The organism is Vibrio sp. 970, assembly GCF_033339075.1.
In genome coordinates this window covers 1-9,668 of the sequence record NZ_JAWOTW010000034.1, presented here as the reverse complement: position 1 = coordinate 9,668, position 9,668 = coordinate 1, and the positions used below count along the sequence as shown (strand labels likewise).

The 9,668-nt window shown below is 40.9% G+C and carries 12 protein-coding genes; 2 read left to right on the top strand and 10 right to left on the bottom strand.

Annotation, left to right across the window (positions count from 1 at the left end):
* Positions 1 to 186: 186 nt before the first annotated feature.
* The gene (locus tag R7Q11_RS24080; RefSeq protein ID WP_225466790.1) at positions 187 to 717 is read right to left on the bottom strand and encodes a hypothetical protein; all 531 of its coding nucleotides are present in this window, start codon (positions 715 to 717) and stop codon (positions 187 to 189) included.
* Positions 718 to 922: 205 nt separating this feature from the next.
* On the opposite strand from R7Q11_RS24080, the gene R7Q11_RS24075 reads away from it, so the two are divergent.
* On the top strand, positions 923 to 1,171 hold the full coding sequence (locus R7Q11_RS24075) for a type II toxin-antitoxin system Phd/YefM family antitoxin (RefSeq protein ID WP_005377003.1): 249 nt from the start codon (positions 923 to 925) through the stop codon (positions 1,169 to 1,171).
* Complete coding sequence (locus R7Q11_RS24070; protein WP_053302227.1) at positions 1,161 to 1,451, top strand: type II toxin-antitoxin system RelE family toxin; 291 nt, start codon at positions 1,161 to 1,163, stop codon at positions 1,449 to 1,451. Before R7Q11_RS24075 ends, R7Q11_RS24070 begins: the two co-directional genes overlap by 11 nt.
* A gap of 1,266 nt (positions 1,452 to 2,717) precedes the next feature.
* On the opposite strand, the gene R7Q11_RS24065 is transcribed toward R7Q11_RS24070, so the two are convergent.
* The 9 genes from R7Q11_RS24065 to R7Q11_RS24025 form a co-directional block, all read right to left on the bottom strand.
* Positions 2,718 to 3,470 carry an SDR family oxidoreductase gene (locus tag R7Q11_RS24065; RefSeq protein WP_140339132.1) on the bottom strand — a complete coding sequence of 251 codons (753 nt, stop codon included), beginning with the start codon at positions 3,468 to 3,470 and terminating at the stop codon, positions 2,718 to 2,720.
* A gap of 152 nt (positions 3,471 to 3,622) precedes the next feature.
* The gene (locus tag R7Q11_RS24060; protein WP_115386111.1) at positions 3,623 to 3,901 is read right to left on the bottom strand and encodes a hypothetical protein; all 279 of its coding nucleotides are present in this window, start codon (positions 3,899 to 3,901) and stop codon (positions 3,623 to 3,625) included.
* A gap of 205 nt (positions 3,902 to 4,106) precedes the next feature.
* Positions 4,107 to 4,574, bottom strand: a complete 468-nt coding sequence (locus R7Q11_RS24055; RefSeq protein WP_140120256.1) for an NUDIX domain-containing protein — start codon at positions 4,572 to 4,574, stop codon at positions 4,107 to 4,109.
* A 134-nt stretch (positions 4,575 to 4,708) separates the two neighbouring features.
* Positions 4,709 to 5,218 (bottom strand): hypothetical protein, encoded by a 510-nt coding sequence (locus R7Q11_RS24050; protein ID WP_020840826.1) that lies wholly within the window; start codon positions 5,216 to 5,218, stop codon positions 4,709 to 4,711.
* Between the two features lie 746 nt (positions 5,219 to 5,964).
* Positions 5,965 to 6,288 (bottom strand): DUF6572 domain-containing protein, encoded by a 324-nt coding sequence (locus R7Q11_RS24045; RefSeq protein WP_038217934.1) that lies wholly within the window; start codon positions 6,286 to 6,288, stop codon positions 5,965 to 5,967.
* Between the two features lie 142 nt (positions 6,289 to 6,430).
* On the bottom strand, positions 6,431 to 7,333 hold the full coding sequence (locus tag R7Q11_RS24040) for an Imm49 family immunity protein (protein WP_215810439.1): 903 nt from the start codon (positions 7,331 to 7,333) through the stop codon (positions 6,431 to 6,433).
* A gap of 783 nt (positions 7,334 to 8,116) precedes the next feature.
* Entirely contained in the window at positions 8,117 to 8,479 is a 363-nt protein-coding gene (locus R7Q11_RS24035) for a VOC family protein (RefSeq protein WP_213885675.1), read from the bottom strand.
* Positions 8,480 to 8,640: 161 nt separating this feature from the next.
* Positions 8,641 to 9,135: a GNAT family N-acetyltransferase gene (locus R7Q11_RS24030; protein ID WP_213885674.1), complete on the bottom strand. Its 495-nt coding sequence runs from the start codon at positions 9,133 to 9,135 to the stop codon at positions 8,641 to 8,643.
* A 139-nt stretch (positions 9,136 to 9,274) separates the two neighbouring features.
* A complete protein-coding gene (locus R7Q11_RS24025; protein ID WP_136977373.1) occupies positions 9,275 to 9,574 on the bottom strand; it encodes a hypothetical protein in 300 nt (99 codons plus the stop codon).
* Positions 9,575 to 9,668 lie beyond the last annotated feature (94 nt).

Below are 9,668 nucleotides of genomic sequence, written 5' to 3'. Positions count from 1 at the left end.
AACTTGAACACCCTACTACTAAGATCAAGATAAATAATTGCAAAAATCTCATAATCTCTCTCTGACACATAACGCCTTGTTAAGGTGTGAGGCACGCAATACAGAAGCCTCTGCATACCACCTTAACCGCTAAACCTGACGCATAGCAAAAATGCCACGCGTGCCGAATCACTCTTGAACAATTTGTTATGTGCCTTTGCGAATAGAGCCCCAATACACTTTGTGCCTGTCAGCCAAAGGAATGATTTTATATTTTTGAATACCAAGCAGGCACCCAACCCTTGAATGCCCCTCAACTAAATGAGGTATGCCAGATTTACCACCAAGAACATTTGCATCTAGAAATATCGGTGGAGTTAACCAAGTACCATGCTTTTTCCAATGATTGAGTACTTCCTCTCGGCAATCAATCACTGCCTCTCCGACGTCGTTGAAATGCGCTGCATCTTCAGATACCTCCTCAAGAAAATCAGGAAATGAAGCGTTGCTACCTATCTGCAAAAACTTCGTCGTATCAAAATCAACTAGCTCCCACTTTAGACCAGGAAGTGATAGATCACCGTAGAGAGCTAAAAAGCGACTGTTGGCATTATGATCAATATAAAACTGTTCAATCACAGAATCAGGCGCACTAACCCCATGCAGCTTGAGTAAATCGATACTCTTATCTGTGCTATATGGATCTAGTGCAATTTTCGACAAGTCTTTATACTTCAATTTATTGCCTCAAAACTCTGGTGGCACATAACGCCTTGCTAAGGTGTGAGCAACGCAATACCTTAGCCTCCGCATAATACCTTAAACACATAAACCGACGCATAGTAAAAATGCCACGCGTTGCTAATCACTCTTAAGCAACTTGTTATACCGCTTGGTTGAGGCTAAAATGGCCAGCATAAAGACCACTTAAGAGACTGATTATATGACCACTAGAATTTTAGCCGATGTTGCTGCAAGCATTACTGAGTTAAAAGCTAACCCTATGAAAGTTGCAACTAGTGCTTACGGCGAACCTGTTGCTGTATTAAACCGAAATGAACCAGCATTTTATTGCGTACCTGCCGAAGCGTACGAAATGATGATGGACAGACTCGAAGATCTTGAACTACTCGCTATCGCTAAAGAGCGTGAATCTGAAGAGAGCATTTCGGTAAATATTGATGACCTATAAACTCGACTTTAAAAAGAGTGCACTTAAAGAGTGGAAAAAGCTTGGCTCTACTCTGCAACAACAATTTAAGAAAAAGCTAATCGAGCGCTTAGATAACCCACATATTCCGGCTTCAAAGCTTTCTGGAGCTGACAACATGTATAAAATTAAGTTGCGTCAATCGGGCTACCGTCTCGTCTACAAAGTTGAAGACGATGTCATCATTGTAACCGTCCTAGCAGTTGGAAAGCGCGAACGTAGCGATGTTTATCGTAAAGCCATGAAAAGGTTAGATGACTGATTGCGGTATAACGCCTTGTTAAGGGGTGAGCAACGCAATACCGAAGCCGCCGCATACCACCTTAATCACCAAAACCAACGCATAGTAAAAATGCCACGCGTTGCGAATCCCTCTTGAACAATTTGTTATGTGAACATGCAAAGTCAGTATCCAATATCTAGAATCAGAAGCAACGTTAATAAAAAAGGAGGCCAGTACCATATGCTCACTTTCCATTGACGAACTATCAAAGTTTGGTACATCAAAGCGACAATAAATACTAGTTCCAGAAAAAGCTGGAAAGGAAAGATTAACAATGAGTAAACCATTCCATACCCAGGAGCTTGACCTGCTTCGCTAGGATTACTCATTACACCGTCGATAAAGTGCTCGAAATATAAGTAAATGAAATGGTTCAGTGTTAGTACAACTAAAACAAACCTCACAGTACTCACGCTCCAAGTTTATGATTTGAAATAGTATTTGTTCCAGATCAGAAACTGTCGAGCATCATATTTTCATAAACTCGACATCAATCTCAGTTTTGTTCACATAACGCCCTGCTAAGGGGTGAGCAACGCAATACCGAAGCCGCCGCATACCACCTTAATCACTTAAACCAACGCATAGTAAAAATGCCACGCGTTGCGAATCCCTCTTGAGCAGTTTGTTAGTTTGCAAACCCAAAGCGTTGATTTTACGTTATTTTAAGCTTTGCAAACAATAAAACTTATGTGTTTTGATGCACTTAAGTCAGTCGTAGTCTCAAAGCGGCTACTCAATGAAACCACGTGGAACAAACAACGCCGCAGAAAACGAACTAACAATACCAAAAAGCGCTTTTGGAAAACCAATCTCACAATGCGGACTTTCAACAAAACCACTGAAACCACATGAACTTACCACACCAGAGAAAACGCCATTTCAGCGAGTAGAGCGGCTTTTGCACCAACAAACTCAACGAGCAAAGTTTCAGCAAAAAAGTTCAACTTAGTTAACCCAAAAGTCGCCGCACCAAAGAACAAATCAACCGTTGAAACGATACCAATTTTGAGTTTACACCACGCAAGTTAACACTGAAATTGAGTGCCGATACGACAATTTCGACTTTAAGCTTTTACCACTAAATCTTACGATATAGGCGCGTTTTTCCTCTTGCAAACTAACGCCCAATTAAGGTGTGAGCCACGCTACCACGACACTCAACTTGAACATCGTAAACACTGAGCTTGACCCAAACCAAAAATGCCAAGCGTGGGGAATCACTCTTAAATTGTTTGTTATGTATTACAAGCCGCCCGCTAAATCTAAGTAGTTTCCTGTCGAAAACGATGACTTTTCAGACGCTAACCAATAGATTGCTTCTGCAACTTCTTCTGCCGTACCACCCCGCTGAAGAGGAATGATGCTCTTAAGCCTTTCAACCCTCTCTGGCTCCCCTCCGTCAGAGTGCATATCAGTATAAATTAGCCCAGGACGAACACAATTAACTCTAATACCCTCAGCAGCAACTTCTAAGGATAGCCCCTTAGTTAAAGTATCAATCGCCCCTTTTGAAGCTGCATAGTCGATGTACTCATTTGGAGAACCAGAGCGAGATGCACCAGAAGATACATTAACAATTACACCGCCATTTCCGCCGTGTCGGGTAGACATACGCTTTACTGCTTCGCGGCTGCACAAAAAGTAGCTCGTAACATTATTGATTAATATTGCATTGATCCTGTCGGCTGTCATTTCCTCTAGCCGACATTGTGTACGTAAGATCCCTGCATTATTCACCAAAACAGATACTTGACCTAATTCACGATCAATACGTTCAAACAGTTGTACAACTGCATGTTCATCAGAAACATCAGCTTGAACCGTAATACAGTTGCCTCCGTTTGATGTAATTTCTGATGCAAGTTCTTCCGCTGCATAAGAGTTAGACTTGTAGTTGATACAAACAGAATAGCCTTTCGATGCGAATAGCTTTGTAGTCGCAGCACCAATTCCACGGCTACCACCAGTAACTAAGACTACCTTTGAATTTTTCATAAACTATCCCTGTGTAGTGAACTTGAAGTAATACATAACGCCCTGTTAAGGGGTGAGCAACGCAATACCAAAGCCGCCGCATACCACCTTAAACACAAAAACCAACGCATAGTGAAAATGCCACGCGTTGCGAATCCCTCTTGAACAGTTTGTTAGGCGACATTTCTACGTTTAACTTCTTTCTCATACGAAGATTCGTTGTATAGCCAAATAGCCCAAAATGCGAAAAACATCCCGATAGTGTAAATTGAGTAATTAAGAGCATTATCCGATAAGAAAATCGTAATGCCTGCCGCGTCAGAAGATGGATAAAGGAAAATAACATTAAAAATCATGTACAAAATGGCTGTGACGAAAGTTGTTCTGAAAAGCCAATTTAAACATCCTTTCTTTCGAGATTTTTGCCAATTATCAAATGCTTTACCATTCATTAATCCACTCCTTTTCTATTAACTGAAGCTAGATTCACGCCAAGATACTATCACTACTCTATCGTTTATCTCATGTCGCCTAACGCCTTGTTAAGGTGTGAGGCACGCAATACCGAAGCTTCCGCATACCACCTTAACCACTAAAACCAACGCATAGTAAAAATGCCACGCGTGCCGAATCACTCTTGAACAATTTGTTAGCTTTCTAGCCAACGAAGTACGCTGAATCATTTTCTGAAAACAAACAATCTAACGGGTAAGGAAGCTCAAGCCTTGGCATATTACCTTTTGAAAACCATTTAAGGCACACCGTTTCATCATCGATTGCAGACTGAGAACAACTTCCTACTACACATTTGAACATGATGACTGTGTATTCAACTTGATCACCGTTTGGGTATGTAAATCCAAAACCCTCACCGCCAAATACACCAAGTAGGCGTTCTACTTTTACAGCTAAACCTGTTTCCTCGCGAACTTCCCTGATCAATGCTTGCACTGGCGACTCTTGAGGTTCAATCATTCCGGCAGGAAGGCTCCATGTACCATCTGATTTTTTCTGAAGTAGTAGCTCTTTGTTTTCATTTAAAATGACACCTGCAACGCCGGGGATAAGAAGCGGCATCGTTCCAATCTTAGAACGAACCTCTTTGATATAGTCACTTGCGCTCAATTTTCCTCCTTGAAAGCTAACGCCCTGTTAAGGTGTGAGCAACGCAATACCGATGCCACCGCATACCACCTTAAACACCAAACACAACGCATAGTAAAAATGCCACGCATTGCGAATCACTCTTAAACAGTTTGTTATGTTCGTAGCTTTTGTAGTCCTCGAATCGCCCTGTTAGTCGACTCTACCAAGTCAGCCCGTTTCAATTTTTCTCGAATTGCCAATGCTTCTATGAACTGTTGCTCTGCCAGTTTATAATTGCCAACCTCAACATTCAATTTACCCAAATGCTGCAAGCTAAAACTCAAAGAAAGCTCACAAGCAAAGTCCTGGCTTTTTAAGAATGCTTTTTCAGCGCCAATCATGTCACCTGAATATTGCAGAGCCATACCTGAAACATGGGTTGACCAGAACTTGTTCTTAACGCTAGACGTTGAAGTATGCACTTTGGAAGCCATCCAATAAGCTAACCTACAAGGCCCAATGATTCGTAAACAATCGGCTATCAAGATTAGCTGCCATTCTAGCTTCTCTTTTTTGTTTGAAAGCTTGGATACGAGGGCTTTATACAGCTTTACAATAAGTTTCTGAAAAACGCCAAAAGTTACCCTGTCCCTTTGATATTCCAACATGTCCTCCAAGAACATAACGCCGCATTAAGTGGTGAGCAACGCTGACCACCAAACTAAAAGTATGATGCCGTAAACACCGAAGTTAAATCAAACCAAAAATGCCGAGCGTTGGGAATCCGTCTTAAATGCTTTGTTATAGCGCTTCTCATGTGATGATTCTATTTTTTGAGATCCTTAACGTGTTGCTAGAAAGCAAGATATTGACAGCAAGTCAAAGGAGCTGTAGCGTGCACCTTGTATGAAATCTTGAAACTGGTAGTGGATCGTTTTATTAGAAAAACTTGAAGCAAAGTGAATTGATGAAGTCACAAGAAACTCAAACTCAAACTGTAGTGTTGGAGTCTTTGTGTTATTGACTTAATAAACATACACAAAGGTCTGATGCTCCTAGATATGGAGTAATGTAATGACTTTATCCATTAAGAGCCTGGCTTGCTTACTAACACTAGCAGTAATTTTAACCCTGTTAATTTTTACTGTATTAGAAGCACGAAAAGAGCCATCAAGTATCTTTCTATTAAGCATTGCGACAGCTTGTATCAACGTACTTCCGAAAGTACTAACGCAGCTGACACCTTAGACATTCTGCTAGCTCTGAACATATAAGGGCTAGCTCATAGTATGTTTATGAACCCTGCGCTATAACGCCGCGTTAAGTGGTGAACAACGCCAGTCGCCAAACCTAAACCATTGCATCTTAGACACTTAACCTGACTTGAATTGAAATCGCCAAGCGTTGTGAATCCGCCTTGAACGCCTTGTTAGTTGTAAGTCCCCAACTCGTGCGTAAGACTAAAACCTGCATCACTTACTACTTCTGAAACCAATGAAACGAATTTTTCAGCTTCGCGGTTTGGCTGATACTTTGAAACAATCCTAATTTCAAAAAGCTTGCCCTTTGCTATTGGGTATTGTTCAAATATTTCTCCAGATTCAATAAATGATAAATACAGATTTAATTTGTCTTGCAGCAGTAATAGCTTTTCATTTTGATCATCCCACTCTAAATGATCGGATATAACCAAAATTACTTTTTCATTGTCATGTGCAATAACATCTACTTTATCAAGCTGCTCAATCGTCATATTTTGCCCTTTGCAACTAACGCCCTGTTAAGGTGTGAGCAACGCAATGCCGAGGCTCCCGCATACCACCTTAAACACTAAACGCAACGCATTGTAAAAATGCCACGCGTTGCGAATCACTCTTAAACAGTTTGTTAACTAACTACGATTTGTAAATATCTAAAAAGCTATAGCTCGGCTCGGGCATATTACGGGTATAGAAGGCTTCTGGAACATAATCCGTTTCAAACCCCAAGCGAAACCCGTATTTCTGGTAAGCAAGCTTTGCAAGTGCCAATAAAGGCACAGAAAAATAGCCAGTTAACTCTTCCTTTAATTTTTTTTGACTCCAATACTTGTGGTGCCCTTTGACCGCTTCATACATTACTTCTTGATATTCCGCTTCACCACAACCTGATTTATTTAGGACTTTTATCATCACATTAATCGTTGGTAAATTGATAAGGTTTGCGTGTTCAAAGGCTAAACCCTCAAGATACTCAGGAGTACTTACATCAATAAACTTCTGAATTAACGACTTAACGTCGCCAGATTTTATTCCAAGCATGGCCATCTGGAGTTCAAAGAAGGTATGAGACCGAACATTAGACCACTCAGTGCTTGGGTGATCGGCTGAGTTGGCAAGGTATTCTATATCGCTCACTTGCTCACAGAATAAAGATAGCCAAGCTGAATCTATCAGATGTGCCCCACTGATGGCGATGTGTTGAACTGTCTTCGCTCCTAAAGTCACCTCTGCTTTAGGGAGTACCACAGAAATCGTCTCTTCATCACTGAATAGCTGTGACTGTACTAATTTAATATCAAAGTACTGATGCATATCCATCGCTCTAAGACTGGATTCTATGTCACCAACCTTATGGTATAGACAACTTGTTAGAGAAAGACCTGCAAGGCTCACATCATATAAATCGACTTTGCCACTTTTATAGTAAAAATCAAAGTCATCAAGCAGTCGATTACATTTCATCCCATATGGGTTAGAAAGTCTCTTTAGGTAGTCTGCATGACATGGTATTGGTTTAAAGTGTTCTTTTGATGTCATATAAACATTTCTCTTTAATTTATTAACTGGATCGAAGGAGTTAGTTAACGCCCTGCTAAGGGGTGAGCAACGCAATACCGAAGCCGCCGCATACCACCTTAATCACTAAATTCAACGCATAGTAAAAATGCCACGCGTTGCGAATCCCTCTTGAGCAGTTTGTTAGTTTGCAAACCCAAAGCGTTGATTTTACGTTATTTTAAATTTTGAAAACAATAAACTCTATGTATTTTGATGCACTTAAGTCAGGCGTAGTCTCAAAGCGGCTACTCAATGAAACCACGTGGAACAAACAACACCGTTGAAAACGAACTAACAACACCAAAAAGTGCTTTTGGAAAACCAATCTCACAATGCGGACTTTCAACAAAGTCACTGAAACCACGTGATCTTTCCACATCAGAGAAAGCGCCATTTCAGCGAGTAAATCGGCTTTTGTACCAACAAACTCAAGGGGCAGAGTTTCAGCAAAAAAGTTCAACGCAGTTAACCCAAAAGTCGCCGCACCAAAGAACATATCAACCGTTGAAGGGTTGCCTAATTTTGACTTTTACCACGTAAATTAACACTGAAATTGAAAGCCGGTACGACAATTTAGACTTTGAGCTTTTACCACTAAATCTTGGGATATAGCCGCGTTTTTCCTCTTGCAAACTAACGCCTTGTTAAGGTGTGAGGCGCGCAATACCGAAGCTTCCGCATACCACCTTAACCACTAAAACCAACGCATAGTAAAAATGCCACGCGTGCCGAATCACTCTTGAACAATTTGTTATGTACGTGCTAAAGGTACACTACTGACTCCACATTGTTGCCCTCAGGGTCAATCAAAAACGCAGCGTAGTAGTTTGGAGCATAGTGTTTTCGTAAACCAGGCTTACCGTTGCATTTACCACCTAAAGATAACCCCGCTTGATGAAACGCAGAAACTTGTAATTTGTTTGATGCAGAAAAAGCAATATGGCACTTAGAATTACTGACGCCTTTTTCAATTAGAAACCTTACATTTGGCTCGCTCGAAAGCCCAAAGCCAGCAGCATTTTCATCTGACCACTTGAGTTCAATACCCAATGGCTCTAGCACATTCTTGTAAAACACATGACATTCTTCGAATGCAACTACCTTAATTTCAAAATGATCTATCACTCTCAATCCTTTAGAGTTGGTTACAATTTTCTTAAAGTACATAACGCCGCGTTAAGGGGTGAACAACGCCACCACCTTACTTAAACCATTGTGCCATAATCACAAAAGCTAAACTTTGAACCAAAACTGCCAAGCGTTGAGAATCCCTCTTGAACGCTTTGTTATGTGCGTGCTAAACGGTAGCGCCTTACAGTGCCCTCGTTTTCACTTGTGTAGTTACCAAGATACTCACCGCCGCAGTTTTCGATAACCTTTTGGGACGCTGGATTGTCAATTGAACAAGTAACAATAACTGAGTCAGTGACAACATGGTCTCGCACCCAAGCGAGGAGAAATGAGGCTACACCTTTACCACGAGCTGACGGTCTAGTTTCGTAGCCAACATGCCCAATGACATTTTCTACGTTGGCATTAGTACCTTTACGAATTCGAATAGCACCTAAGATTTCAGAGCCAGATACGCAATAATAAGTTGTGCTGGGTAAATAACCGTTTGGTAATTCAGAAGTTGCCTTAGAACGTTCAACCAAACCTGATAAATAAGCTTCAGGATCTTGATCAACGCCGAAATACTTAGGGATACCCGACTCCAAACATTCTTTCGCGTAACTCGCTAATATTGGAGCTAAATCTGGACTCGCTTCTACTACTTCCATGTCAATTTTCCTCAAAAGCACATAACGCCCAATTAAGGTGTGAGGCACGCAATACTGAAGCCTCAGCATATCACCTTAAACACTAAAGCCAACGCATAGTAAAAATGCCACGCGTGCCGAATCACTCTTAAATTGTTTGTTATAACTCTTTAGAATAGATACTCAACTTACAAGTTTCACACTCTGAAGTACCTACCCCGAGAACAATATTTGATTTAGTACCAAATGGATTTTTACATCTTGGGCACGGCATACGTGCGATTGCAATTCGCCGCCTGTAAAAGAATACAAATGCAAGAATCCCAAAAAAAGGAGCTAATATTGGTATAGTAAACTCTGCAATTACTCCCAACACGATACTCACGATTATAGGCTTTGATAAAGTGTAATCACTTTTCCTCGCCTCCAAAATTTCATCTATTTCTTTTTTAAAACTCATAATCTTCCATTGAGTTATAACGCCCAATTAAGGTGTGAGGCACGCAATACGATGCTCCCGCATACCACCTTAATCACTAAAACCAACGCATAGT